We start from the raw sequence: 24,617 nt of genomic DNA, 5'->3' as shown, positions 1-24,617 counted from the left end.
GGGGGCCCTGCCCGCCTCAGCGGCCCATCATCAGGTTGGGCAGGGTCAGCGTGATCGCGGGGAAGGCGATCAGCAGGGTCATGATCACCGCCTCGGCGGCCAGGAACCAGACCATGCCGCCGAAGATCTGGGTGATCGGGATCCGGTCGCCGACCACCGACTTCACCACGAAGACGTTCAACCCCACCGGCGGCGTCAGCAGCCCGATCTCGATGTACTTGATCAGGATGATCCCCATCCAGATCAGGTCGATGTCCGCCTCCTTGAACACCGGGATCAGGATCGGCAGCGTGATCAGCAGGATCCCCAGCGGATCCAGGAACATCCCCAGGATCAGATAGATCACCGAGGTGACCAGGACGATGGTCAACGGCTCCATCCCCGAGCCCGAGACGAACTGCGAGAGGAAGTTGGGCAGACCCGAGAGCGTCAGGAACCGGGTGAAGATGATCGCCGAGACCGCGATGAAGAAGATCCCCGAGGTCGAGATCAGCGCCTCGCGCAGCGACTCGAACAGCACCGAGCGGGTCAGACTCCGCCGCGCCAGCGCCATCACGAAGACCACGAAGGCGCCGAAGGCGCCGGCCTCGGTGGGGGTGACGATGCCGCCGTAGATGCCGATCAGCACCGCCATCACCAGCACCGGCACCGGCCAGACCGGCCCCAGCACCCGGATCCGGTCCCCCCAGGTCGGCCGCTCCTCGAGCCGGGGGGCGAGCGAGGGGTTCAGCGAGCAGCGCAGCACGATCATGGCCGAGTACATCACCGCGGTCAGCAGCCCCGGCACGACCCCGCCCATCAGCAGGCGCCCGACCGAGACCTCGGCCATCCAGCCGAAGATGACGAGCATGATCGAGGGCGGGATCAGCGCGCCCAGCGTGCCCCCCGCCGCGGCCGCCGCGGCCGCGAGCCCGGGGTTGTAGTTCAGCCGCAGCATCTCGGGGATCGCGATCCGCCCCATCGCGGCCGCGGTGGCGAGGCTGGACCCCGAGAGGGCGGCAAACCCCGCGCAGGCGAAGTTGGTGGCAACGGCGACGCCGCCCGGCAGCCGCCCGAACCAGACCCGCGCCGCGTCGAACAGCGCGCTGGTGATCCTGGCGTGATAGGCGAAGGCGCCCATCAGCAGGTACATCGGGATCGCCGAGAGCGTCCAGCTGGCCGCGAAGTCGAACGGGGCCGAGCCCAGGACCCCGAAACCGGACTCCGCCCCCCGCAGGACGATGATCCCGCACAGCGACACCAGGCCCAGCGCAATGGCGATGGGCACGCGCACCATCATCAGGATCAACGCGATCCCCACGCCGATGAAGCCGATGGTCAGGCGGTCCATTCGTCGCTCTCTTTCCCGGGGGTCGTGGCGTCGAGGCCGCGCACCCGCAGCACTGCGCCCGCAAGGCTGAGGAGGATCGCAAGCCCGAACAGAGCCGCGCCGAGGGGGGCGAACCAGCGCGCCGGCCAGACGGGCATCAGCTCGATCCCCACCTGGATCTTCTCGCGGATCCCGGTCTGCTCGAGCGCCTCGACCATCACGAACCAGGTCAGCAGGACCGTGTAGATCAGCGTCAGGATCATTGCGAAGACGTCGAAGGCCGCGATCAGCCGAGGGGGCAAGGCGGTGGTGAACACCTCGACCTTCACGTGGCCGTCCTGGAGCTGCACGGCCGCCAGCGGCAGGAACACGATCGCGACCATGTAGTAGTTCGACACGATCTCGAGCGTGCCGACGATCGGCTGGTTCAGCAGGTACTTGGACAGCACATCCAGCACCACATGGAACATCATCAGGAAGATCAGCAGCGCCGCGAGCAGCATCGCCGGGCGTTGCACCCAGTCGAGCGTGCGGCGGAGCCGCGGCAGGGAGTCCGTCATCCGGGCGCCTTTCCAGGGTCCGACAGGGCCGCCGGCGCCGGCCGCGAAAGGCCGGCGCCGGACGAGCCGCCAGGGTCAGCGAAGCTTGGAGTAAACTTCCTCGCGCAGCGCCTGCTCGAGCGCGGCGGCGTCGGTGTCGCCGATCCGCGCGATGATCTCCGTCCACTTCTCGAGGTTGGCGGAGTAGATCTCGACCAGAGCCCTGGCGTCCTTGATCGAGCCGTCGGCCTCGCCCTTGGCGATGGTCTCGGCCAGCACCTTTTCCTTGTAGGCGTCGTAGACGGCGACGATGTCGGCGGCCTCGGGATGCCAGGCGATGCCCTGGGTCCGCGACTGGTCGATGGCCTCCTGGTTCACGCGGTTGTAGCCCAGCGCGCCGGCCGCCACGTACTTGGGCGCGAGGTCGTAGACGATCGCCCGCTGTTCGTCGCTCAGCCCGTCCCAGACCGACTTGCGCATGTCCAGCGGCAGGCCGCCGGCATAGGCGCCGATCGGCATCTCGTTGATGTCGGTCACCACCTCGTAGAGCGAGTAGCTCGGCAGATGCGAGACGGGGCCGACCGAACAGTCGATCGCGCCGCGCTGCAGCCCCTCGAACAGCTCCGAGGTGGGGATGTTCACCGGCGTGGCCCCCAGTTCGGACATCAGCGCCGCCCAGGCCCCGGTGGCGCGCACCTTCAGGCCCTGCACGTCGGCCAGCGTCGCCACCGGCCTTGCGCACTGAAGCGCGTAGACGCTGGTCGAGACGAAGCCCAGCGGCGTCACGTTGTGCTTCTCGAAGCTCTCCCGGCATTCCTGGCAGTCGAGCAGCACCGTCTGGGTCATCGCCGCGGAGGCCACGACCGAGTTGTCGATCAGCAGCGACAGGTCCGAGAGGAGCGCGGTCTGCGGCAGCGCCGAGGGGGTGTAGATGTCGATGATGTAGCCGGCGTCGACGGTGCCGTCCTCGACCGCCTTCAGCGTCTCCCGCGCGCCGGCGAGCGCGCCGCCGCTGACGACCTCGAAGTCGATCTCGCCGTGGGTGCGCTCGCGCAGCTCCTCGGCGAAGGGAACGGCCACGTCCTTGGTCAGAAGATGCTCGGACGACACGAAGATCGAGTAGATCAGGTTGTTGGCCGAGGCGGGCGAGGCGGCGACGAGCGCCGCTGCGGCGCAGGCCGCCGCGGCCAGGCCGGGTCGGGATATGCGGGTCATGGGATCTCCTCCGTTGGCTGCGGGCCATTCGGCCCTGTGCGGTCCGCTTGCCGGGCATCCGGGCGGACTTCTGTGGGGGGTCAGCGCTCGAGACGTGGCTCCGCGGGGGATCAGCCCGGGGGGCCGGTGGGGATGTCCTTGAAGGCCACACCCTTGTCGGCGCGGGGTTCGGGCGGCAGGCCAAGCACGCGCTCGGCGATGGTGTTGCGCAGGATCTCGTCGGTGCCGCCTCCCAGTCGCCAGCCGGGCGAGTAGAGGTAGGCGCGCTGGAACAGCGCCCGCTGGGGCATCTCGTCGGTCCAGATCAGGCCGCTTTCGCCGAACAGGTCCGAGCCGAGGTCCGCGACCTCCTGCAGGCGTCCCGCCGCGACCAGCTTGCCGATCGACACTTCCGGCCCGGGCGTCCGCCCCTGCGAGAGCGCCGACATCGTGCGGAAGTTGGTGTATTTCATCCCCTGCGCCCGGCACCACACGTCGGCCAGCCGCCCGCGGATCGCCGGATCCTCGAGCGCGGGGCCCGAGGGAAGCTCGGTCCCCGCGACGAGGTGGAAGATCTGCTCGAAGTCCGGGGGCGGCAGGTCGACGAGGTTGTAGCGCTCGTTCATCAGGGTGTGCATCGCGACCTTCCAGCCCTCGCCGACCTCGCCCAGGCGGAGCGAGTCGTGGACGCGGACGTCGTCGAAGAACACCTCGTTGAAATGGCTGTCGCCCGACATCTGCTTGATCGGCCGGACCGTCACGCCGGGGCTCTTCATGTCGAGGATGAAGCAGGTGACGCCCTTGTGCTTGGCCTGCGTCGTGTCGTTGCGGGCCACCAGCACGCCGAAGTCGGAATACTGTCCGCCCGAGGTCCAGATCTTCTGGCCGTTGATCACCCACTCGTCGCCCTCGCGCACCGCCTTGGTGCGCAGGGCGCCGAGGTCGGAGCCGCCGGCAGGCTCGGAGAACAGCTGGCACCAGATCTCGTCGCCGCGCAGGACCTTGTCGGCGTGCTTGAGGACCTCGGTCTTGTCGCTGTAGGCGAACAGCGTCGGCATCGCCCAGCCGAGCCCGATGTAGAAGAAGTTGCCGCGCGGGACGTCGAAGCGCGCCTCCTCCTGCTCGTAGATGATGTGGTGGAGCTGGCTGCCGCCCTGCCCGCCGTATTCCCGGGGCCAGACGATGCCCGCGAACCCGGCCTCGGCCTTGATCCGCTGCCACTTGCGGGCCGTTTCCAGCACCGCGGGGTCGTCGTTGCCGTCGCGGTAGCCGCGGCCGCTGTCGGGCGTCTCCAGCTTGGCGTGGCTTTCCAGGAAGGCGCGGACCCTGGCGCGGTACTCGGCGTCTTCGGGGGTGTCACGAAAATCCATTGCTCTTCCTCACAGCTCGACCAGGCCGGCCTTGAGGCCTTCGATCAGACGGTCTTCCCAGAACCTCTCGGCCCCCAGGTTCAGCTTCAGCGCCTTGTGGCGGCGGTAGTAGAGCTGGGCGTCGATGTCCCAGGTGAAGCCGATGCCGCCCAGCGTCTGGATGGTTTCCTTCGCCGCCAGCCAGTAGGCCTTGCCCGCGCTCAGCCGGGCCGTGGCCGCGGCGACCGGCAGCTCGGAGGCGTCGGTCGACAGGGCCCAGGCCGCGAAATAGGCGTTCGAGCGCGCCAGTTCGGTCGCGACGAAAATGTCGGCCAGCTTGTGCTTGATCGCCTGGAACGACCCGATCGGCCGCCCGAAGGCATAGCGCTCGTGCGCATAGGCGACGCCCATGTCGAGACAGGCCTGCGCGCCGCCGACCTGCTCGAAGGCGAACATCACGGCGGCCCGCTCGAGCAGGCGTTCGATCTGCGCGGTCCCCTCGACCAGCAGGTCGGCGGGGGCGTTGTCGAAGCGGATCTCGGCGTGCTCGCGGATCCCCTCCACCGTGCGGACCGGCGCCCGGGCGACGCCCGGCCCCGAGAGGTCGACGAGATAGAGCGCCTCGCCCCCCTCCCCGTTCGCGCGCACCAGCGCGAAGTCGGCGCAGACGCCATCGGCGACCGGCGTCTTCGCGCCGTTCAGCCGGCCGCCCGAGACGCTCGCCCGGCGCAGGTGGCCGCCGCCGTTCGACAGCCCCTCGGACTGGGCGAAGCAGCCGGCCAGCGCGCCCTCGGCGAGGCCGGGCAGCCAGGTCTGCTTCTGGGCGTCCGAGCCGAACAGGGTCAGCGCCTCGGCGACCAGATAGACCGACGAGGCGAAGGGCGCGGGCGTCAGCTGCCGGCCCAGCTCGTAGGCCAGGCCGCACAGCGCGATATGGCCGATCTCGGCGCCGCCGAAGCGCTCGGGGATCGTCAGGCCAGTCCATCCCATCCGCGCCATCTCGGCCCAGTCGCGGCGCGCGACGCCGCCCTCGCCATCCAGAACCTTGCGCGCCAGCGCGCGGGACCCGGTCCGGGTCAGATAGTCCGAAGCCTGCTGCTGCATGGCTTTGACTTCATCCGGGAAGTCGAAATTCACCCGTCTCTCCTCCAGCGGTTTCCAGTCTGACTGGCATGGACAACGCCAACTGTCAACAGTAGGCTTTTGATGAAGGCGAGGCGCCGCCTCGCCGCGCCCGCAGCGCGCGCCCCACTTGCGGGCGGGCCCGCGAGGAAACCAGCATGGACAGGAGCACGCCTTGCCCGACCTCATCGCAACCGAGACCGACGGCATCCTCTGGCTGTCGATCAACCGGCCGGCCAAGGCCAGCTCGATCTCCCGCGCGGTCACCGACGCCTATGCCGAGGCGCTGGCCTCCCTGCACGAGCGCGAGGACCTCAAGGGCGCAATCTGGACCAGCGCCTCGGCGACCCTGTTTTCGGGCGGGGTCGACCTGAAGCGGCCCGAGGGGCTCGACGATCAGCAGGCCAGCGAATACCGCACCGCGATCATCACCGACCTGCTGATGGCGACGCTGACCTGCCCCCGCCCCATCGTCACCATGACCCAGGGCCGGATGATCGGCGGCGCCTTCCTCAACGCGCTGGTCTGCGACCGCATCGTGGCGGCCGAAGGGGCCGTCTTCCAGCTGCCCGAGGTCCGCATCGGCATGGGCTCGCCGATCGCGGCCGCCGTCGTCGAGGGCGCCACCCACGCCGGGCTCGCCTACGATCTGCTGCTCTCGGCCCGCGAGATCCCGGCCGAGCGGCTCGAGGAGATGGGCGGCCCCTGCACCACCGTGCCCCAGGACGCGCTGGCCGCCCGGGCGGTCGAGACCCTCGAGTCGCTCGCCGCGATGCCGCGGGAGGCGTTCGGCTACATGAAGCGCTGGTTCCAGGCCCCGCGGATCGAGGCGCTGGAACATGCGATCCGCTTCACGGCCGAGACCCGCAGGGGCCGCAACTCCGAGGTCACCGGCCTGGTGGAGAAGTTCTTCGAGAAGACCTGACCCCGCGCGCTCGGCGTCGCGGGCGCCGGCCGGATCACCCGGCCGGCGCGGCGTCCCGCGCGCGTTCGGCGATCCAGTCCTCGACCTCGCGACGCACGATCTTGCCGGTGTTGTTGCGCGGCCAGAACCCGGCAGGCACGAAGACCACGGCCTTGGGGCGCTTGTAGGCGGCAAGGTTCTCGCGGCAGCGCGCGATCAGGCTGTCCTCGGTGACGGCGGTCTCGTCGGCGGTGACCACCAGCACCGGAACCTCGCCCCACTTGGGGTCCGCGCGCCGGACCACCAGCGCCTCGGCCACGCCGGGATCCTGGAGGACCACCCGCTCGATCTCGGCGGGATAGATGTTCTCGCCGCCCGACTTCACCAGGTATTTCTTGCGGTCGATGTAGTCGAGCGTGCCGTCCGCGTTGCGGCGGAACAGGTCGCCGGTGCGATACCAGCCCTCGGCGAAGGCCTCCGCGGTCGCGGCCTCGTTGCGCCAGTAGCCCGAGAACAGGGTCGGGCCGCGCATCGTCAGCTCTCCGGTCTCGCCGTCGGGCACCTCGCGGCCCGCCTCGTCGATCAGCCGCACGAGGCAGAAGTTGCTCTCGGTCTTCGACCAGGTCCGCGGCGCCTCGCCGACGGCGATGCGCCCGCCGCAGCCCGGCGCCATGCCGGTCTCGGTCGAGGCGTAGGTGTTGCAGTATTCCTTGCCCAGCGCCGTGGTCATCGCCGCGATCTCGCGCGCGGGAAACAGGTCGGCCAGCGCGCCGAACTTCTTCAGGCTGCGCACGGGGCGGTCCATCTTCGCAAGCTCGCCGAGCGCCTCGCCCACCATGCCGGGGAAGAAGATCAGGTTGCTCAGCTTCTCCTCGCCCAGCAGGCGACGCAGCAGCGGATAGTCGAGCCCGTCCGACACCTGCACCGTGCCCCCGATGATCAGCGTGGCGATGGCGAGGTCGGCGCTGGCGATGTGGAACATCGGGGACCAGGCGTAGAACACGTCCTCCGGGTCGAAGCCGAACTCGGTGCAATACTGCTGCGCCCGCGCGATCAGCGCCCGCTGCGAGATCAGCGCGCCTTTGGGCAGGCCGGTGGTGCCCGAGGTGTAGACGATCAGCAACCCCGCTTCGGGATGCGAGACCGAGCCCGCGGCCGGGGACGCGCCGCCCGCAAGGAACCCCTCATAGGCCTCGCCCAGGCGCACCGTGCGATAGCGGCCCCGGGTGGCGGCCTCGAGCCCCGCGGCGAAGCGGTCCGAGACGAAGGTCAGCGCCGGCTCCACCAGGTCGAAGCAGTGCGTCAGCTCCGCCCCCGAGAGGCGCCAGTTCTGGGTCGCGACGATCGCCCCGATCTTGGCCGCGGCGACGAACAGCTCGAGGAACGCCGTGGTGTTCTCGGAGAGGATCGCGACCCGGTCGCCCTCGGCGACGCCGGCGCCGCGCAGGGCCTCGGCCAGCCGGTCTGTCCGGCGGTCGAGCTCGGCGTAGGTGATCGTCCGCGCGCCCTGCACGGCGGCCGGCCGGTCCGCGCGGATCCGGGCCTGCTTGCGGAACAGCTCCGCCACGTTGATCTCGATCGCCTGCGCGGCCGCTCCGGAAAGTCTCATCTGGCCCGGTCCTTCGATCTGCGGAGGGGAGAGGTTTGCTGGACTGTTGACAGTAGGCATCTTATGGTCGGCGACGACAGACAGCAAGGGAGTCGCCATGATCACCCCCTCGGAAAGTCCTGAAGCGGCCTATCGCGCCGCGCTGGAAGCGGGCCGCTTCCAGGTCCAGCGATGCGCCGATTGCAGCGCCTTCGCCTTCCCGCCCCGGGTCGTCTGCCCGACCTGCGGATCGGGCGCGCTCGAGTGGCGGGCCTCGGCCGGGATCGGCGCCGTGCATTCCTGCACGGTCGTCAACCGCAGGGCCGAGGCCGGCGGCCCCTACAACGTCGTGCTGGTCGACCTCGAGGAGGGCGTGCGGCTGATGTCGCATGTCGTGGGCTTCGGCGCGCAGGAGGTTCCCCTCGACCTGCGCGTGCGCGCGCAGATCGCGCCCGAGGACCCCCGCCTGACGTTCCGCGCGGAGGACGCCGAATGAGCGGCCTGCGCGGCAACTGCGCCATCGCCGGCGTGGCCACCTTCGGCATCGGCGAGACCCCCGGGTTCGACGCGATGGAGGCGCAGGCGATCGCCGCGGCCATGGCGCTCGAGGATGCGGGGATCGACAAGTCCCGCGTCGACGGCCTGTTCGGCGCGATGCAGAGCGAGTTCCTCAACACGCTCGCCTTCTCCGAATACTTCGGGATCGCGCCGACGTTCTCGTCGAACAACCGGATCGGCGGCTCGTCCTTCCTCGCCCATGTGCAGGAGGCGATGGCGGCGATCGAGGCCGGGCTGTGCTCGGTGGCGCTGATCACCTACGGCAGCGTGCAGCGCTCGTTGATGGGCAAGTTGCAAACGGCCGTCTCGGCGGCGTGGACCCGCCACGAGACGGACTACGGCCCGCGCTTCCCGGTCAGCTCCTACGCCCTGATGGCGCGCCGCCACATGCATGAGTTCGGCACCACGCGCGAGCATCTGGCCCATGTCGCCGTCTCGGCCCGCAAATGGGCGCAGCTCAACCCCGAGGCCTTCGCGCGCGGCCCCCTGAGCGTCGGGGACGTGGTGACCGCGCGCAGCGTTTCCTCGCCCTTCGGCACGCTCGACTGCTGCCTTGTCACCGACGGCTCGGGCGCGCTGGTGATCGCGCGCGCCGACATCGCCCGCGACCTCAAGCGCCCGCCGGTCTACGTGCTGGGCGCGGGCGTCGCGCATCGGGCCAAGCACGTGCTGGGGATGGAGTCGCTGACCACCACCACCGCGGTCGAGAGCGCGGCGCGCGCCTGTGCGATGGCGCGCGTCGACGTCGCCGACATCCAGATGCTTCAGGTCTACGACGCCTTCACCATCAACACGATCCTGCTGCTCGAGGATCTCGGCTTTGTCGAGAAGGGCGCGGGCGGGCCATTCGTGGCCGAGGGGCGCATCGCGCCGGGCGGCGAGCTGCCGGTGAACACCAACGGCGGCGGGCTCAGCTGCTGCCATCCGGGGATGTATGGCCTGTTCACCCTGATCGAGGGCGTGCGCCAGTTGCGCGGCGAGGCCGGCGAGCGTCAGGTCCCCGGTCTCGACGTCGCGCTGTGCCACGGCGTGGGCGGCGCGTTCTCGTCGAACGCCACCTGCATCCTGGGGACGGAAGCGACCCTGTGAACGCGAAACGGGCGGCTGCGCGCCGCCCGTCTTTCCCCCTCCCCTCGGAGCGGCCTCAGCGGCCGGTCCACTCGGGCTTTCGCTTCTCGGCGAAGGCCCTGGGGCCCTCCACGTAGTCGGCCGAGGCCTTCATGCGCTGAACCGGCCAGTATTCCGTGCGACAGGCCACCCCGATGTCGGCGGTCGAGAGCCCCTGCAGCGCGACATGCTTGGTCGCCTGCAGCGCCAGCGGCCCGTTGGCGAGCAGCGTCGCGGCCCAGTCGCGCGCCACCCGCAGCGCCTCATGCGCCGGCGCCACCTCGTTGACGAAGCCCAGCTCGCGACCCTCGGCGGCCGAGACCATCCGGCCGGTGAGGCAGATCCCCATCGCCCGCTGCCGGCCCAGCGTGCGCGTCAGCCGGTGCACGCCCCCGGCCAGCGCGGCCATGCCGTGCCTGACCTCGGGCAGCGCGAAGCGGGCGGTCTCGTCCGCGATCACGATATCGCAGTTCAGCACCGTCTCGAAGCCGCCGCCCATGGCGATCCCGTTCACCGCCGCGATCACCGGCTTGTCGAGGTCGAACCGGTAGCACAGGCCCGCGAAGCCCGACCGGACCCCGCCGACCTTGCCGCCCTCGGCCTGCCACTTCAGGTCGTTGCCCGCGCAGAAGAAGTCGGGCCCGCCGGTCAGGATCGCGACGTGCTGGTCGGGATCGGCCGCGAAGTCGTCCCACACCTCCTGCAACGCCTCGTTGGCGTGGACATGCAGGGCGTTGCGGCGCTCGGGCCGCGCGAGGGTCACGAGGGTCAGCGCGCCGTCGCGCTCGACCCGGCAATACTCTCTCATCGGGTTTCCTTCCCCTCGCAGGTCTTGAGGATGACGACGCAGTCGGCAAGGACGGCGCCGCGCATCTCGTCCTCGGGGCCGGCCGGCCGCGCGGCCGTCTCGATCGCGCGCATCCGCTCGATCGCGGCCGCGGCGACGCGGGAGAGGCGCGCCATCGCGCCGCCCTCCGCCGCGACGCGGCCCTGAAAACCGTCGAGCGCCGCCGCCGGCCCCGGTCCATCGCGCCTCATCAGAGCCTCCCCTGTCGCCGATCCGCCGCCGCTCAGCCCGCGACCTTGCGAAAATCGGGCTTTCGTTTCTCCTGGAACGCGGCCACGCCTTCGCGCGCCTCGGGGGCGAGCGCCGCGACCGTCTGGAACGAGTCCTCGAGGTCGATCTGCGCCTCGAAACCGTTGTGCAGGCTCGCCCAATACAGCTTGCGGATCGCGGTCTGCGCCTGCACCGGGCCCGAGGCGATCTTCTCGGCGATCCCTGCGGTCGCCTCGGCCAGGTCGGCGTCCTCGACCACGCGGTTGATCAGGCCCCAGTCCAGCGCGGTTTCCGCCGACAGCTTCTCGCCCAGCAGCGACAGCTCCCGCGCTCGGGCGGCGCCGACGATCCGCGGCAGCAGCCAGCTGGAGCCGCAGTCGGGCACCAGCCCGATGTTGCGGAACGCCTGGAGGAAATAGGCCGAGCGGCCGGCGAGGATGATGTCGCCCATCAGCGCGAGGCTCATCCCCGCGCCCACCGCCGCGCCGTTGACCGAGGTCACGACCGGCGCCGGGAAGTTCCGCAGCAGGCGGAACACGGGGTGATAGTGCAGCTCGAGCAGCGAGCCGGTCATCGCGTCCCGCTCCTCGGCGCTGAGGCGGCGCTTGAGGTTCGCCCCCGCGCAGAAGCCGCGCCCCTCGCCGGTGATCGTCAGGCACCGCGTGCCGGCCTCGGGGCGGGCCAGCCGCTTGAGCGTCTGGGCGAGCGCCGAGGTCATCTCGAGCGACAGGGCGTTCATCGCGCCGGGATCGTTCAGGGTCAGCCTCGCCACGCCGTTCTCCTGGCGCAGCCGGATCAGCTCTTCGGTCATCGGGGGGTCCTGTCCTGGGATCAGCGCGCGGGCGGGTCGAAGCGGTCGCCCTCGCCGATGCGCTGGTACATGTCGACGAGCGCGACGATGTCGCGGTCGCGGTACCCGAGGCCGAGGGCCATCTGGTACATTTCGCGGATCAGCGAGGCCATCGGCATGGGCTGGCTCATCGAGCGGGCGACCTCGACCGCCAGCGCCACGTCCTTCTCGCCGAGCTGCATCTTGAAGCCGGGGGCGAAGTTCCGCTCCAGCGCGCTGGGGAACCGCTTGAGGAACTGGTGCGAGCGGCCCCCGCTCTGGCTGAGGACCTCGTAGAGCTTTTCGGGGTCGACCCCGGCCGCGGTCCCCATGGCGAAGGCTTCCGAGGCCACCAGGATGTTGCCCATCGTCATCACGTTGTTGACGAGTTTCACCACCTTGGCGGAGCCGACCTCGCCGGTCACGAACTGCGAGCCGCCCAGCGCGTCGAGCACCGGCTTGCCGCGCGCGATGTCGGCCTGCGCGCCCCCGATCAGGAGCACGAGGGTCCCCTCGCGCGCCTCCCTGGGCCCGCCGCTGACCGGCACATCGAGCGGGGCGAGACCGCGCGCCGCGCAGGCGCCGGCCACGTCCTTCATCGTGTCGGGGTCGATCGAGCTCATCTCGATCAGCACGGCGCCGGATTTCGCGGCGTCCAGCACCCCGCCCTCCGACATCAGCGCGGTCCGCACGATCCCGGAGTTCGGCAGGCTGCAGACGATGGCCTCGGCCTCGGCCACCGCCCTGCCCAGGTCCGAGGTCGCCTCGACCCCCTGCGCGCGAAGCTGCGCGACGCTTTCCTCACTGACGTCGTAGCCGATGACCTCGAGGCCCGCGTCCTGCAGGGCCTGGGCCATGGCGCCGCCCATCAGGCCGATTCCGACCACAGCGATCTTGTTCATGCGTTGGTTCCTCCCCTCGCCGCCGCCACGCTAGGTTTGGTCCATCAAACTGTCAACAGTTTACGAATAGATCGGCGAAGCGGGGCCCCGAGGCCGTGCGCCGGCCTCGGGAAAGGGATCGAAGCCCGGCCTCGGCCGCGGCTCCGCCTCCGCCGCCTGCCGGCCGGGGATGGCTCAGACCGGCTCCCAGCCGATCACGTCCGAGGTGCGCTGCAGCGGATACATGTCCGGCTTCATCGCCGGCATCCCGTGCGAGGCGATGGTCTGGGGCGTCCAGCCGCCGTCGCGGTGCGCCGAGCGGATCGGCCGGTTCTGGGAGAACAGGAAGATCTCGTTCATCCGCGACGCGAAGATCTGCCCGGTCACGTCCTTCGAAAGGTCGCTGGCCAGATACACCGCCAGCGGCGCGATCTTGTCGGGCCCCATCTCCTTGAGCTTCTCGACCCGGCGCGCGGCCTCCTCGGTCTCGGTCGGGATGGTGCCGATCAGCCGCGACCACGCGAAAGGCGCGATGACGTTCGAGCGCACGTTGAAGCGCGCCATGTCCATCGCGATGACCTTCGAGAGCCCCACGATCCCCATCTTGGCCGCCGCGTAGTTCGCCTGGCCGTTGTTGCCGATCAGCCCCGAGGTCGAGGAGAAGTGGATCATCGACCCGCTCTCCTGCTCCTTGAAATGGGGGGCGGCCGCGCGGGCGATGTAGAAGGCGCCGAAGAGATGGACCTTGATGACCATCTCGAAGTCCACGATCGACATGCGGTGGAAGATGCGGTCGCGCAGGATGCCGGCGTTGTTGACCACCGAGTCGATCCGCCCGAACGCGTCGACCGCGTTCTGCACGATCGAGGCCGCGCCCGCGGGGTCGGCCACGCTGGCGCCGTTGGCCACCGCCTTGCCGCCGGCGGCGACGATCTCGTCGACCACCGCCTGCGCCGGCCCGAGGTCTTCGCCGTCCCCGTCGGGATTGCCGCCGAGGTCGTTGACCACGACGCTCGCGCCCTCGCGCGCCGCCAGAAGGGCGATCTCGCGCCCGATGCCGCGCCCGGCGCCGGTCACCGCGATGACCTGGCCGTCCATGCACTTGTCGTCTGCCACGTTGTTCTCCGTGAGGTTGGGGATGTTTCAGGCCGGGCCCCGCCCGGCCGGCGTCGCGGTCTCGCCCCGGCGGGCGAGGACGTCTTCGCGCAGCCGCCGCTTGAGCAGCTTGCCGACGTCGTCCCGCGGCAGGCTGGCGCGGAATTCGAAGCTGCGCGGGATCTTGAAACGGGCGAGGCGCCCGGCGAGGAACCGGCGGATCGCGTCCTCGGCGATCCCGTCGCGCGCCACCACCAGGGCGTGGAGCGCCTCGCCGTACTCGGCATCGGGCACGCCGATCACGGCGCAGTCCTCGATCCCGTCGAGGCCGATCATCGCGGCCTCGATCTCGGCGGGGTAGATGTTCACCCCGCCCGAGATCACCATGTCCTTCTTGCGGTCGCAGACGAACAGGTAGCCGTCTTCGTCGAGGCAGCCGATGTCGCCGCCGGTGATCATCCCGTCGCGGCCGGCCGCGGCGCGGTCCTCGGGGCGGCCGCGGTAGGTGAAGTCGGGCATGAACTCGAGGATCATGAAGATCTCGCCCGGCGTGTTGGCCGGCAGCCGACGGCCCGCCTCGTCGAGGATCTCGACCCGCGCGCCGGGGATCGCCCGGCCCACCGTGCCGGGGCGGGCGAGCCATTCGTGGCTGTCGCAGCGGGTGACCGCGCTGGTCTCGGTCGTGCCGTACCACTCGTGCAGGATCGGCCCCAGCCAGTCGATCATCGCCCGCTTCACCTGCGGCGGACAGGGCGCCGCCGCATGCAGCACCGAACGGAGCGAGGACAGGTCGTGGCGCGCCCGCACCTCCTCGGGCAGACGCAGCAGGCGGATGAACATCGTGGGGACCGCGACCACCGTGTCGATCCGCTCGGCCTCGATCCGCCGGAGGAAATCCTCGGGATCGAAGCGCGGCAGGATCACGGTCGTCTGCGCCACCTCCAGCCCGCGCTGGGCGAAGACGTTGGGGGCGGCGTGATACATCGGCGCCGGAACCAGCAGCCGGATGCCCTCGTCGAGGCGGTAGGTCTCGGCCCGCATCCGCGACAGCGCCGCGCGCTGGGCGGGCGTCGCCGGCGCGCGGACCACGCCCTTGGGCCGCCCGGTGGTGCCGGAGGTGTAGATGATGCTCTCGCGCGCGTCGGGCAGGGTCGCCTCGCCGAGCGGCGCCTGCGCGGCCAGCCAGTCCTCCCAGCGCAGCGCCCGCGCGGGCGCAGGGGCCTGGTCGGCGGCCGGGTAGGCGGCGGCGACCTCCGCCGGCACGTCGACCACGATCAGGGCGAGCGAGCCCAGAAGCCGCCCCGGCACGAGGGGCAGCAGATCGGCATGCGCGACCAAAGCCTTCGCGCCGCAATCCTCGAGCACGTAGGCGACTTCCTCGGGCGCGAGATGCCAGTTCAGGGGCACGGCATAGGCCCCGATCCGGCCCAGCGCGTGGGTCGCCTCGAGGAACTCGATGGAATTGCGCATCAGGATCGCGACCGCGTCCCCGACGCCCGCCCCCAGCGCCCGGAAGCCCGCGGCGGCGCGCGCCGAACGCTCATGGACCTCGGCGCAGGTCCGGCGCCGGTCGCCGGAGACGATGCTGCGTTGGGCCTCGCTCATGCGCCCCCCCTCCCGATCGGGTCGCGCGCCTCGCGCGCGGCGTTCGCCCGGCGGAGCACGCCCCGCAGTCCGCTCAAAGATCCCATGACGACGGCTCCTCCAGCCCCGGGTCGCGCATCGCGGGGGCCGAGCGGGCCAGACTCAGCCCCGACAGCAGCCAGTCGCGCGTCTCGAGCGGGTCGATCACCTCGTCGACCGACAGGTAGGCGGCGGCGTTCAGCGGCGATCCCTGCGCGTGCAGCGCGGCGACCATCTCCATCAGGCGCGCCTGCCGCGAGGCGTCGTCGGGCAGCGCCGCCAGTTCCTTCCGATAGGCGAGGCGCACCTGCCCCTCGAGGCCCATCTTGCCGAAGTGTCCGCTGGGCCAGGCGACGGTCAGCACCTGCTCATGGGCGTTGCCGAACACCATCGCCAGCGCGCCGAGCCCGTAGGCCTTGCGCACCACCACGGTGAACTGCGGCACGCTCAGGATCGCGCCGGCGGCGAACATCCGGCCGGCCTGGCGAACGAGCCCCTCGGCCTCGGCGGCGGGGCCGACCATGAAGCCGGGCGTGTCGACGAGCTTCAGCAGCGGCAGGCCCAGTTTCTCGACCAGCGGCGCGAATTCGGCGGCCTTGGCCGCGGCGGCGGCGTCGAGCGCGCCGGCCAGATGCAGGGGATCGTTCGCGAGGATCGCGAAGGGGCGCCCGGCGATCCGCGCGAAGCCGGTGATCATGCCGGTTCCGAACGCCGCGCGCAGTTCGACGAAGCTCTCGCCGTCGACGAGCGCCGCGATCACGTCGCGCATCCGGTAGGCGCGGCGCGGCGCCTCGGGCACGACATGGCGCAGGACCCGCTGATCGCCGGCCGGCCCCGGCGCGCCGTCGCCCTGCACGAAAGACAGGATCGCCCTGGCCGCGGCGACCGCCTCGGCCTCGTCCTCGACCACCAGGTCGACCACCCCGTTGGGACCCTGCATCGAGACGGGGCCCACGTCGGCGGCCGCGACCTCGCCCAGCCCCCCGCCCGAGATCATCGCCGGTCCGCCCATCCCGATCGAGGCGTCGCGCGTGGCGATGACCACGTCCGCGCAGGCCGCGAGCGCCGCGTTCCCCGCAAAGCAGGGGCCCGCGGCGATCGCGATGATCGGGACCCGCGACTTCAGCTTCGCCGCGGCGTGGAACGTCGGATTGTAGAGCTTGAGGAACCCGTGATCGTCGGTGTCGCCCGGCCGGCCGCCCCCACCCTCGACGAACATCACCAGCGGCAGGCGATGCTTGCCGACCAGCCGGAACAGGCGGTTCTTCTTGATATGGGCGTTCACGCCCTGGGTGCCCGCAAACACCGTGTAGTCGTAGGCGAGCACCGCGCAGCGGGCCCGATCCTCGCCGAACGCGGCCGCGTTGACCGTGCCGACGCCCATCGCCATGCCGTCGGCGGGGCTCATCGCCGCCAGCTCCTCGGGGCTGCGGCGGCCGCGCTGGGCGGCGAGGGCGAAGCCTCCGTATTCGTGGAAGCTTCCCGCGTCGCAGAGATCGGCGATGTTCTCCCGGGCCGTGCGCCGGCCCGCCGCCCGACGTCGCGCCACCGCCTCGGGCCGCGCGGCGTCGCTCAGCCGGTGTCGCGCCTCCAGGATCGCGCGCAGGTCGTCGCGGACATGGGCGAGGTCGACCGCCTCCTCATGCTCCGCGTCCTCGGCCAGCCGCCCGTCGGGCGCGATCAGGATCAGGGGCGCGCCCTGGCGCACGGCCGCGCCGGGCGCGGCCTCGATCCCGCGGACGACGCCGCCCTGCTCGGCCAGAACCGAGAACTCCATCTTCATGGCTTCCAGGATCGCGACGACCTGGCCCGGGACCACCGCGTCGCCCTCGGCCACGCAGATCGCCGTCAGCCGCGCGTCGATCTCGGCCCGGATCGCGGCGAGCCCCGCGGGCGCGGGCGCAAAGGCGTGCGGCTCGACGTCCTGGCCTGACCTCTGGGCGCGCGAGACGTAGCTCGGATGCGCCTCGCCCGCGGCGATCAGGCGGCCCGCGTTGCGATCGACAAAGCCCACGTCGACCTCGTCGGCGAGCACCTGCGGGTCGACGAGCAGGGCGCGCAGGAAGTCGAGGTTGACCCCCACCCCCTCGATCGTCGTCTCGCACAGCGCCCGGCAGGCCCGGCGCAGCAGCAGGCGCCGGTCGTCGCCCGGACAGTGCACGATCAGCTTGGCGAGCAGCGCGTCGTAGTCGGGGGTGACCTCGTGGCCCACGCCCGCGGCGGTGTCGACGCGCACGCCCGGCCCGTTGGGCAGATCGAACACGGCGAGGCGGCCGGCGGAGGGGCGGCAGGCGCCGTCCGCCGACATCGTCTCGGCATTGACGCGAAGCTGCACCGCGCAGCTGCGGGGGGCGTCGGGCGCCGGCAGCGCCTCGTCCTCCAGCCGGCCGCCCAGCGCCAGCCGGAACTGGAGGGCGACCAGATCGAGGCCCGTCACCGCCTCGGTCACCGTGTGCTCGACCTGCAGGCGCGGGTTCACCTCCAGGAAATGGAAGCCCTCGCCCTTGACCAGGAACTCCACCGTGCCGATGCCGCGATAGTCGACATGGGCGCCGATGCGCCGCGCGGCCTCGAACAGCCTGTGGCGCAGCTGGGGGGAAAGGCCGCTTGCGGGGGCAAACTCGACCAGCTTCTGGCGCTGGCGCTGGAGGCTGCACTCCCGGTCGCCGAGGATCGCCACGGCGCCCGTTCCGTCGCCCGCGATCTGGACCTCGACATGGCGCGCGCCCTCGATCAACGCTTCGGCATAGAGCCGCCCGTCGCCGAATGCCGTCTCCGCCTCCGAGCGGCAGCGGGCGAACGCCTCTGCGGCCTGGCCGGGGTCGCGGACGATGCGGATCCCGCGGCCGCCGCCGCCGGAGACGGCCTTGAGCATCACCGGCCCGCCCTGGCCCGCCATGAACGCGACCAGCGCGGCGACGTCGGCCAGCACGCCGCCGCCCGGCGGGGGCGAGGCCTCGCACGCCGCGGCGACGGCGCGCGCCCGTGACTTGTCGCCGAACAGGGCCAGCGTCTGCGCGGAGGGGCCCACGAAGATCAGGCCGGCGTCGCGGCAGGCCTCGGCGAAGGCCGGCGCCTCGCTCAGGAAACCGTAGCCCGGATGGACCATGTCGCAGCCGGACCGCAGGGCGGCCTCGACCAGCGCCGAGGCGTCGAGATAGGCCGCCGCGCCTGCGCCCGGAAGCTCCACCGCCTCGTCCGCCCGGGCCGCGTGACCCAGCCGGGATTCGCCCTTCGCCACGACCGCGACGCTGCCCCAGCCGCAGTCGAAGACGCTGCGGCAGATCCGGGCCGCGATCTCTCCGCGGTTGGCGACGAGCACCTTTCGAGGCGCCCCAGGGGGGGTGATCTGACTGGCTGACATTGTCCCGCTCTCCGTAAGGGACGCTGACAACGGGAGAGGTGTAATGTCAACAGTTGAATGAGGACAGAAAGCGAGGACGCGCCCTGCCCCGGCCCCTCGGTCGAAACGTATTGAAATTCAGGATCGTCAGCGATAGTGTCGACAGTGCGCAATGCGCCGATTGTCGGGAACACGCCAGAAACTGGATTGAAATTGCCGCCTCCCAAGAACATCTCGTCCCCGAAGATCGTTGCGACCTCTCTTGTCGACGCGGTGACCGAACGTCTCGAGCAGGCGATCATCGCCGGAGAGCTCGAGCCTGGCGAGCGGATCTTCGAACAGGTGCTCGCCGCCCAGATGGGCATCAGCCGCGGGCCGCTGCGCGAAGCGATCCGCCGGCTGGAAGGGCGTCGCCTGCTGGAACGCCGCGCCAACATCGGGGTGCGGGTCGCCGAGCTCTCGCCCCAGCGGCTCGACGAGCTGCTGATGGTCCGCGAGGCGCTGGAAGGCATGGCCTGCCGCATCGCCGCGACCAACATCGCGCAGGACGACGTCGCCGACCTGCGCGACATGATCGAAAGCCACGCCAAGAAGGACGACGTGGCCGCCGGCGAGGGCTACTATCAGCAGAGCGGCGATTTCGACTTCCACTTCCGGATCGCCAAGGCCTCGGGCAACGAGATCCTGATCTCGATGATCACCGGCGACCTCTACGACCTGCTTCGGGTCTACCGCTACAAGTCCTCGACCATGGGCGGACGCGCGGCCGAGGCGCTCAAGGAGCACCGGCGCATCGTGGCGGCGCTGGCAGCCCAGGATCCCGACGCCGCCGAGGCCGCGATGCGCGAGCACATCCGCAACGCCCGGATCTACGCGAAACTGGCCCTGGGCGAGACCGGCGAGACGCGCACGAACGACTGAACGTCCGACGCCCCCCGGCCGACCCCCCGGCGAGCGCCGTCGGACGGAACGCGCCGAGGGAACGCCCGGGGGCGGCCGTGGCCTCAGCCCCGACGCCAGGCGATCAGCCGCGCGATCCCCTCCTCGATGCTCACCTCCGGCGCCCAGCCGATGGCCTTCGCGATCTTGTCGATCGAGAAGGTCAGCTCGCTCGACGTCGTCACCCGCACCGCGCCGGCCGTCTCCTGGTAGACGGGCGCGATGTTCGCGCCGGTCACCTCGTTGACGATCTCCACCAGGCGGTTGAGCGAGGTGGCCTTGCCGGTGGCCACGTTGAAGACCTCGCCCGTCACGTCGCTGTCCATCGCCATCAGGTTGGCGCGCGCCACGTCCGAGACATGGACATAGTCGTGCACCTCGCTGCCGTCGCCGGGGATGACCGGCGCCTCGCCGCGCGCGATCCTGTCGTAGGCCTCGATGATGTAGAGCGCGTTGACCCCGCGATAGTGCTGCCGCTCGCCATAGACGGTGGCGTAGCGCAGCGAGACGGACCGGACCCCGTGCCGGTCCGAATAGAGCCGCCCCAGCGTCTCGCCGATGATCTTGGTGGCGCCGTAGAGCACGCCCGGCGGGGACATGGTGTGGAACCGGTAAGGCCGGGTCTCGTCGATCAGCCCCGGCTCCGGGTCGCCGTAGGTCGCGACCGAGGAGGAGAACACGACCTTCTTCACCCCCCGATGCCGCGCCGCCTCGAGGATGTTGAAGTGGCCGAGCGCATTGACCTCGATCCCCAGACCCGGATTGGCGCTGAACGGCAGGGTCAGGAAGCCGGCGATGGCGAAGACGCCCGCAGCGCCCTCGAACGCGTCCATCAGCTCGTTCAGCCGGGTGATGTCGCCCCGCACAAGCGTCACCCGCGGGTCGTCCAGCAGGTGGCCGATCATCTCGGTCGAGCCCAGCGAGAAGTTGTCCAGAAGCGCGACGTGCGATGCGCCCGCCGCCAGAAGCTGCTCGGCCACATGCGAGCCGATCAGGCTGATGCCGCCGGTCACCACGAAGCGTCCGCCCTTGAGGGTCATGTCGTCCTCCCGCCTGTCGGCGCGTGTCAGTTCTTGATCGCGAACGGGTCGCGGATCTCTCCGGACCAGTCGATCATCACGTTCTTGGTCTGCGAGAACTCGAGCAGCCCCTGCTCGCCCCGCTCGCGGCCGAAGCCGCTTTCCTTCATGCCGCCGAACGGCGCCTGGGCCGCGACCACCCGGTAGGTGTTCACCCAGACCACGCCGGTCGCGAGCTGCGGGATCAGCCGCATCGCCCGGCCGAGGTCGCGCGTCCACACCCCCGAAGCCAGGCCGTAGGGCGTGTCGTTGGCGATGCGCACCGCCTCCTCCTCGGTGTCGAAGGGGATCACCGAGAGGACGGGGCCGAAGATCTCCTCGCGCGCGATCTCCATGTCGTTGGAGACCTCGTCGAAGATGGTGGGCTGGATGAACAGTCCGGTCTCGAGCCCCGCCCCCTCGCCCCGGCCGCCGCCGGCGACGAGCCTGGCGCCGGCCTCGCGCGCCTTCGCAATCCGCTCCATGATCCGGTCGAACTGCGGGCGGTTGGCCGCGGTCCCCATCTCAGAAGCCTCGTCGAGGGGATCGCCCATGCGGATCCGCCCGGCCCGCTCGACCAGGCGCGCGACCAGACGATCCTTGACGCTGCGCTGCACCAGCAGGCGCGAGCCCGCCACGCAGGTCTGTCCGGTGGCCGCGAAGATGCCGGCGAGCGCGCCGACGGTCGCGGCCTCGAGATCCGCGTCCTCGAAGACGATGTTGGGCGATTTCCCGCCAAGCTCCAGCGTGACGGGCTTGAGGCGGGCGCCGGCCTGGGCGGCGATCTTCGCCCCCACCGCGGGGCTGCCGGTGAAGCTGATCCTGGCGATGCCCGGATGGTCGACCATCGCCGCCCCCACCGCCGCCCCGCCGGTCACCACGTTGACCACGCCCTCGGGGAGGCCCGCCTCCTGGAAGATCCGGCACAGCTCGAGCGTCGAGACCGAGGCGTGCTCGGAGGGTTTGACCACCACGCAGTTGCCCGCCGCCAGCGCCGCGGGCAGCTTGTTGCACAGCAGCGTGATCGGCGAGTTCCATGCGGTGATCAGACCGATCACCCCGTAGGGCTCGCGGACGGTGAAATCGAAGAGGGTCGCCTGATCCATCGGGATCGTCTGACCGCAGAGCTTGTCGGCATAGCCTGCGAAGAACCGGAACAATCGCGCCGCGAACAGCATCTGGGAGCGCGTCTCGCGGATGATCTTGCCATTGTCGGTCGACTCGAAGACCGCCATGCTCAGGGCATGAGAGGTGATCGCGTCGGCGATCCTGTGCAGGATCTCGGCCCGCGCCGCGCCGTTCAGCCGCCACCAGGCGCGCTGGGCCCGCCGCGCGGCGTCAACGGCCGCGTCGACCTCGGACGCGCCGGCCTCCCGCAGGCGGGCCCAGGGCTGGCCGGTGTAAGGGTTGAGGGACTCGAACACCGGCCCCGCGCCCTCGCCCGTGAACGCTCCGTCGAGGAACAGACCATAGTCTCGCATCGCATCACCCGCTCTTCGTCGCCATGGCGAAGGCAGTAAGTTTCGACCTTCATAATGTCAACAGTTGACTACCGACGCCTTGCAACGCTAGCGTGCGGCAGCCTGAGATAGGAGTGACGATGCGATACGGACGAATGCCCGACACAGTGCCGGACCAGGGTTCGCACGGTCACGACACGCCGCTGGAACGCCGCCGGGCCTTCCGTCGCATGGTCGAATCCCGGTCCGCCGCGCTGCTGCCCGGCGCGGCCAACGCGCTGTCGGCGCGCATCATCGAGGACGTCGGCTTCAAGGCCGTCTACGTGACCGGCGCGGGCGTCACCAACACCCAGCTCGGGCTTCCCGACCTGGGGCTGGTGACGGCGACCGAGATCGCCGAGACCACCGCCCGGATCAGCGACGTCTGCCGCCTGCCGGTCCTCGTGGACATGGACACGGGCTTTGGCAACGCGCTCAACGCCTACGGCACGGTCCAGAAGCTCGAGCGCGCGGGCGCCGCGGCCATCCAGATCGAGGACCAGGTGTTCCCCAAGAAGTGCGGTCACTTCGCGGGCAAGGCGGTGATCCCGATCGAGGAGATGCTGGGCAAGCTGAAAGCCTGTCTCGACGCCCGCACCGACGAGAACACCCTGATCGTCGCGCGCACCGACGCCCGCGCGATCGAGGGGTTCGAGGCGGCCCTCGACCGCGCCCACCGCATGGCCGAGGTCGGCGCCGACGTGCTGTTCATCGAGGCGCCCGAAAGCGTCGAGGAGATCCGGGCGATCGGCGCGCTGCCCACCCCTCAGCTGGTGAACTTCGTGGTCGGCGGAAAGACCCCCATGATGGAGGTCGAGGAGCTCGAGAAAGCCGGCTTCTCGCTGGTGCTGTTCGCCAACGCCGCGCTGCAGGCCTCGGTCAAGGCGCAGCAGGAGGTTCTGGCCTCGCTGCTCAAGAACGGCTCGCTGCGCGAGGTCGGCGACCGCCTGGCGACCTTCGAGGAGCGCCAGCGCATGGTCGGCAAGCCCGAGCTGGACGCGCTCGTCGCGCGCTACGAAGGGTCCTGAGTCGTCCCGATCCGGAAAGGGCCAGCCATGCCACTGCATTCCCTGCCCGCGCTGTTCATGCGCGGGGGCACGTCGAACGGCCTGGTGTTCGACAGCCGGGACCTGCCCGCCGACCGCGCCGACTGGGATGCGATCTTCCTCGCGGCGATGGGCTCGCCCGATCCCGACGGGCGTCAGCTCGACGGGATGGGCGGGGGCGTGTCGTCCCTCTCGAAGGTCTGCGTGCTCGCCCCGCCCAGCCGTGCGGACGCGGACATCGACTACACCTTCGCCCAGGTCTCGGTCCGCGAGGCCTCGGTGGATTATGCCGGGAACTGCGGGAACATGGCCTCGGCCATGGGCCCGGCCGCGCTTGTCCTCGGGTTGCTGAGGGCCGAGGGCGCGCAGGCGCGGGTGCGGATCCACAACACCAACACCGCGCGCATCGTGGCGGCGACCTTCCCGCTCGAGGACGGGCTGCTGGCCGGCGCCGGAGACCTCGAGATCGACGGCGTGGCCGGGACCGCCGCGCCGATCCGGCTCGACTTCCTCGACCCTGGCGGGGCGAAGACGGGCAAGCTCCTGCCGACGGGCCGGGCGCGCGATCGGCTTGACCTGCCCGACGGCGCCGAGATCGAGGCCTCGCTGGTCGACGCCGCCAACCCCTGCGTCTTCGTGGCGGCCTCGGCGCTCGGCAAGACCGGGACCGAGCATCCCGACGATCTGCAGGCCGACGCGGCCTTCCTTGCGCGGATCGAGGCGATCCGCCAGGCGGGCTCGGTCCGCATGGGCCTGACCGCCGACCTCCCGGCCGCCGCGCGGATGGCGAGCCTGCCCAAGGTCGCGATGGTCGCGCCGCCGGCCGAGGCCCGCCTCCTGTCCGGGCGGGTCCTGCCGGCGGAGGCAATGCACCTTCACGTGCGCATGATGTCGATGGGCCAGGCGCACCGGGCGGTTCCGATCACCGGCGCCCTCTGCCTCGGCCTCGCCTGCCGCCTGCCCGGGTCGATCCCCGCGGACTGCGCCCGCCCCGACGAGGCGGCGCTGACCCTCGCCCACCCCTCGGGATCCGTCCTCGTCGACGCGCAGACCGCGCCTGAGCCCGGCGGCGCGCGCGCGATCAGCGGCGCGGTCTACCGCACCGCCCGCCTGCTGTTCGCGGGGCGGGTCTTCCACGCAGCCCCCCCGGCCGCCCCGCCGACCCCATAGCGCCGACCCCATAGCGCCGGGCGCGGCGCCCGCGCGGGGACCGCCAAGCTCGGGAGCATCGAGCAGGCGTCGCCCCCCTCGCGCGCCTCGACCATGTCCCCCGATGCCGGGTCGCGTCCATGAGCATCGAAGTCGTTGCCGCCTGCAGGCGCCGCGTTCGTGCGGTGGGCGCGACGACCCGCTCGGGACCCTTCATCCTGTCCCCGGAGCGCAGAGCTTCCGGCTGCGCGCTGCTCGATGGTCTCCTCGTGGACCCGCGCGACGGATGCCGCCGGCTGCACGCGAGCGCCTGGTCGAAGGCCACCGCATCATGCCGGCGTTCCGGCCCATCTCTCCTCGAACGCCCCCGGTCCTGTCCCGCCCGGCATTTGTCGCGCTTTTCTGGGAGCGTCGCGAAGGTCTGCGGG

Annotated in this window: 22 protein-coding genes; 7 read left to right on the top strand and 15 right to left on the bottom strand. The window is 71.0% G+C overall.

Annotated features, from left to right (window positions below; all coding sequences use genetic code 11):
• Positions 1-16: 16 nt before the first annotated feature.
• The 5 genes from AAC134_RS06430 to AAC134_RS06410 form a co-directional block, all read right to left on the bottom strand.
• Positions 17-1,330 carry a TRAP transporter large permease gene (locus tag AAC134_RS06430; RefSeq protein WP_339948243.1) on the bottom strand — a complete coding sequence of 438 codons (1,314 nt, stop codon included), beginning with the start codon at positions 1,328-1,330 and terminating at the stop codon, positions 17-19.
• Positions 1,318-1,869 carry a TRAP transporter small permease gene (locus AAC134_RS06425; protein ID WP_339948242.1) on the bottom strand — a complete coding sequence of 184 codons (552 nt, stop codon included), beginning with the start codon at positions 1,867-1,869 and terminating at the stop codon, positions 1,318-1,320. Before AAC134_RS06425 ends, AAC134_RS06430 begins: the two co-directional genes overlap by 13 nt.
• Before the next feature lie 75 nt (positions 1,870-1,944).
• Complete coding sequence (locus tag AAC134_RS06420) at positions 1,945-3,063, bottom strand: C4-dicarboxylate TRAP transporter substrate-binding protein (RefSeq protein ID WP_339948241.1); 1,119 nt, start codon at positions 3,061-3,063, stop codon at positions 1,945-1,947.
• A 110-nt stretch (positions 3,064-3,173) separates the two neighbouring features.
• A complete protein-coding gene (locus AAC134_RS06415; RefSeq protein WP_339948240.1) occupies positions 3,174-4,412 on the bottom strand; it encodes an acyl-CoA dehydrogenase family protein in 1,239 nt (412 codons plus the stop codon).
• Positions 4,413-4,421: 9 nt separating this feature from the next.
• A complete protein-coding gene (locus AAC134_RS06410; RefSeq protein WP_339948239.1) occupies positions 4,422-5,528 on the bottom strand; it encodes an acyl-CoA dehydrogenase family protein in 1,107 nt (368 codons plus the stop codon).
• A 160-nt stretch (positions 5,529-5,688) separates the two neighbouring features.
• Here AAC134_RS06410 and AAC134_RS06405 point away from each other — a divergent pair, with 160 nt between their 5' ends.
• Positions 5,689-6,438 (top strand): enoyl-CoA hydratase/isomerase family protein, encoded by a 750-nt coding sequence (locus tag AAC134_RS06405; protein ID WP_339948238.1) that lies wholly within the window; start codon positions 5,689-5,691, stop codon positions 6,436-6,438.
• 34 nt (positions 6,439-6,472) lie between these two features.
• Here the strand turns inward: AAC134_RS06405 and AAC134_RS06400 are convergent, their stop codons facing one another.
• On the bottom strand, positions 6,473-8,026 hold the full coding sequence (locus AAC134_RS06400; RefSeq protein ID WP_339948237.1) for a class I adenylate-forming enzyme family protein: 1,554 nt from the start codon (positions 8,024-8,026) through the stop codon (positions 6,473-6,475).
• Positions 8,027-8,123: 97 nt separating this feature from the next.
• Between AAC134_RS06400 and AAC134_RS06395 the strand changes: the two genes are divergently transcribed.
• Both AAC134_RS06395 and AAC134_RS06390 read left to right on the top strand, forming a co-directional pair.
• On the top strand, positions 8,124-8,501 hold the full coding sequence (locus AAC134_RS06395) for an OB-fold domain-containing protein (protein WP_339948236.1): 378 nt from the start codon (positions 8,124-8,126) through the stop codon (positions 8,499-8,501).
• On the top strand, positions 8,498-9,652 hold the full coding sequence (locus tag AAC134_RS06390; RefSeq protein ID WP_339948235.1) for an acetyl-CoA acetyltransferase: 1,155 nt from the start codon (positions 8,498-8,500) through the stop codon (positions 9,650-9,652). Before AAC134_RS06395 ends, AAC134_RS06390 begins: the two co-directional genes overlap by 4 nt.
• A 55-nt stretch (positions 9,653-9,707) precedes the next feature.
• On the opposite strand, the gene AAC134_RS06385 is transcribed toward AAC134_RS06390, so the two are convergent.
• From AAC134_RS06385 to AAC134_RS06355, 7 genes are all read right to left on the bottom strand, one after another.
• Positions 9,708-10,478 (bottom strand): enoyl-CoA hydratase-related protein, encoded by a 771-nt coding sequence (locus AAC134_RS06385; RefSeq protein WP_339948234.1) that lies wholly within the window; start codon positions 10,476-10,478, stop codon positions 9,708-9,710.
• Positions 10,475-10,708, bottom strand: a complete 234-nt coding sequence (locus AAC134_RS06380; protein ID WP_339948233.1) for a hypothetical protein — start codon at positions 10,706-10,708, stop codon at positions 10,475-10,477. Before AAC134_RS06380 ends, AAC134_RS06385 begins: the two co-directional genes overlap by 4 nt.
• A 32-nt stretch (positions 10,709-10,740) precedes the next feature.
• A complete protein-coding gene (locus AAC134_RS06375; protein ID WP_339948232.1) occupies positions 10,741-11,538 on the bottom strand; it encodes an enoyl-CoA hydratase-related protein in 798 nt (265 codons plus the stop codon).
• A gap of 20 nt (positions 11,539-11,558) precedes the next feature.
• On the bottom strand, positions 11,559-12,458 hold the full coding sequence (locus AAC134_RS06370) for an NAD(P)-dependent oxidoreductase (RefSeq protein WP_339948231.1): 900 nt from the start codon (positions 12,456-12,458) through the stop codon (positions 11,559-11,561).
• Positions 12,459-12,632: 174 nt separating this feature from the next.
• A complete protein-coding gene (locus tag AAC134_RS06365; RefSeq protein WP_339948230.1) occupies positions 12,633-13,553 on the bottom strand; it encodes an SDR family oxidoreductase in 921 nt (306 codons plus the stop codon).
• Positions 13,554-13,580: 27 nt separating this feature from the next.
• Positions 13,581-15,137 carry an AMP-binding protein gene (locus AAC134_RS06360; protein ID WP_339948229.1) on the bottom strand — a complete coding sequence of 519 codons (1,557 nt, stop codon included), beginning with the start codon at positions 15,135-15,137 and terminating at the stop codon, positions 13,581-13,583.
• Positions 15,138-15,210: 73 nt separating this feature from the next.
• Positions 15,211-18,519 (bottom strand): carboxyl transferase domain-containing protein, encoded by a 3,309-nt coding sequence (locus AAC134_RS06355; protein WP_339948228.1) that lies wholly within the window; start codon positions 18,517-18,519, stop codon positions 15,211-15,213.
• Positions 18,520-18,705: 186 nt separating this feature from the next.
• On the opposite strand from AAC134_RS06355, the gene AAC134_RS06350 reads away from it, so the two are divergent.
• The gene (locus AAC134_RS06350; protein ID WP_339948227.1) at positions 18,706-19,419 is read left to right on the top strand and encodes a GntR family transcriptional regulator; all 714 of its coding nucleotides are present in this window, start codon (positions 18,706-18,708) and stop codon (positions 19,417-19,419) included.
• Between the two features lie 83 nt (positions 19,420-19,502).
• Here the strand turns inward: AAC134_RS06350 and AAC134_RS06345 are convergent, their stop codons facing one another.
• Positions 19,503-20,477: an NAD-dependent epimerase/dehydratase family protein gene (locus AAC134_RS06345; protein ID WP_339948226.1), complete on the bottom strand. Its 975-nt coding sequence runs from the start codon at positions 20,475-20,477 to the stop codon at positions 19,503-19,505.
• Positions 20,478-20,503: 26 nt separating this feature from the next.
• Entirely contained in the window at positions 20,504-21,976 is a 1,473-nt protein-coding gene (locus tag AAC134_RS06340) for an aldehyde dehydrogenase (protein WP_339948225.1), read from the bottom strand.
• 134 nt (positions 21,977-22,110) lie between these two features.
• Between AAC134_RS06340 and AAC134_RS06335 the strand changes: the two genes are divergently transcribed.
• The 3 genes from AAC134_RS06335 to AAC134_RS06325 all read left to right on the top strand — a co-directional run.
• Positions 22,111-23,022: an oxaloacetate decarboxylase gene (locus AAC134_RS06335; protein ID WP_339948224.1), complete on the top strand. Its 912-nt coding sequence runs from the start codon at positions 22,111-22,113 to the stop codon at positions 23,020-23,022.
• A 27-nt stretch (positions 23,023-23,049) separates the two neighbouring features.
• Positions 23,050-24,210 (top strand): PrpF domain-containing protein, encoded by a 1,161-nt coding sequence (locus AAC134_RS06330; protein WP_339948223.1) that lies wholly within the window; start codon positions 23,050-23,052, stop codon positions 24,208-24,210.
• Positions 24,211-24,329: 119 nt separating this feature from the next.
• Positions 24,330-24,617 (top strand): hypothetical protein (locus AAC134_RS06325; protein ID WP_339948222.1); only part of this gene is annotated, 288 nt, incomplete at its 3' end.

It is taken from the genome of uncultured Albimonas sp., assembly GCF_963977235.1.
Taxonomy (GTDB): domain Bacteria; phylum Pseudomonadota; class Alphaproteobacteria; order Rhodobacterales; family Rhodobacteraceae; genus Albimonas.
The sequence above is the reverse complement of the archived record's forward strand: the minus strand, read 5'-3'. Positions and strand labels throughout refer to the sequence as shown.

What these genes read in the sequence shown, in the direction of transcription:
- AAC134_RS06360 (WP_339948229.1), bottom strand. Translation starts at nt 15,137, where the DNA reads ATGAGCGAGGCCCAACGCAGCATCGTCTCCGGCGACCGGCGCCGGACC.
- AAC134_RS06390 (WP_339948235.1), top strand. Translation starts at nt 8,498, where the DNA reads ATGAGCGGCCTGCGCGGCAACTGCGCCATCGCCGGCGTGGCCACCTTC.
- AAC134_RS06425 (WP_339948242.1), bottom strand. Translation starts at nt 1,869, where the DNA reads ATGACGGACTCCCTGCCGCGGCTCCGCCGCACGCTCGACTGGGTGCAA.
- AAC134_RS06400 (WP_339948237.1), bottom strand. Translation starts at nt 8,026, where the DNA reads ATGAGACTTTCCGGAGCGGCCGCGCAGGCGATCGAGATCAACGTGGCG.
- AAC134_RS06420 (WP_339948241.1), bottom strand. Translation starts at nt 3,063, where the DNA reads ATGACCCGCATATCCCGACCCGGCCTGGCCGCGGCGGCCTGCGCCGCA.
- AAC134_RS06375 (WP_339948232.1), bottom strand. Translation starts at nt 11,538, where the DNA reads ATGACCGAAGAGCTGATCCGGCTGCGCCAGGAGAACGGCGTGGCGAGG.
- AAC134_RS06335 (WP_339948224.1), top strand. Translation starts at nt 22,111, where the DNA reads ATGCCCGACACAGTGCCGGACCAGGGTTCGCACGGTCACGACACGCCG.
- AAC134_RS06430 (WP_339948243.1), bottom strand. Translation starts at nt 1,330, where the DNA reads ATGGACCGCCTGACCATCGGCTTCATCGGCGTGGGGATCGCGTTGATC.
- AAC134_RS06380 (WP_339948233.1), bottom strand. Translation starts at nt 10,708, where the DNA reads ATGAGGCGCGATGGACCGGGGCCGGCGGCGGCGCTCGACGGTTTTCAG.
- AAC134_RS06345 (WP_339948226.1), bottom strand. Translation starts at nt 20,477, where the DNA reads ATGACCCTCAAGGGCGGACGCTTCGTGGTGACCGGCGGCATCAGCCTG.
- AAC134_RS06415 (WP_339948240.1), bottom strand. Translation starts at nt 4,412, where the DNA reads ATGGATTTTCGTGACACCCCCGAAGACGCCGAGTACCGCGCCAGGGTC.
- AAC134_RS06370 (WP_339948231.1), bottom strand. Translation starts at nt 12,458, where the DNA reads ATGAACAAGATCGCTGTGGTCGGAATCGGCCTGATGGGCGGCGCCATG.
- AAC134_RS06395 (WP_339948236.1), top strand. Translation starts at nt 8,124, where the DNA reads ATGATCACCCCCTCGGAAAGTCCTGAAGCGGCCTATCGCGCCGCGCTG.
- AAC134_RS06340 (WP_339948225.1), bottom strand. Translation starts at nt 21,976, where the DNA reads ATGCGAGACTATGGTCTGTTCCTCGACGGAGCGTTCACGGGCGAGGGC.
- AAC134_RS06355 (WP_339948228.1), bottom strand. Translation starts at nt 18,519, where the DNA reads ATGTCAGCCAGTCAGATCACCCCCCCTGGGGCGCCTCGAAAGGTGCTC.
- AAC134_RS06330 (WP_339948223.1), top strand. Translation starts at nt 23,050, where the DNA reads ATGCCACTGCATTCCCTGCCCGCGCTGTTCATGCGCGGGGGCACGTCG.
- AAC134_RS06385 (WP_339948234.1), bottom strand. Translation starts at nt 10,478, where the DNA reads ATGAGAGAGTATTGCCGGGTCGAGCGCGACGGCGCGCTGACCCTCGTG.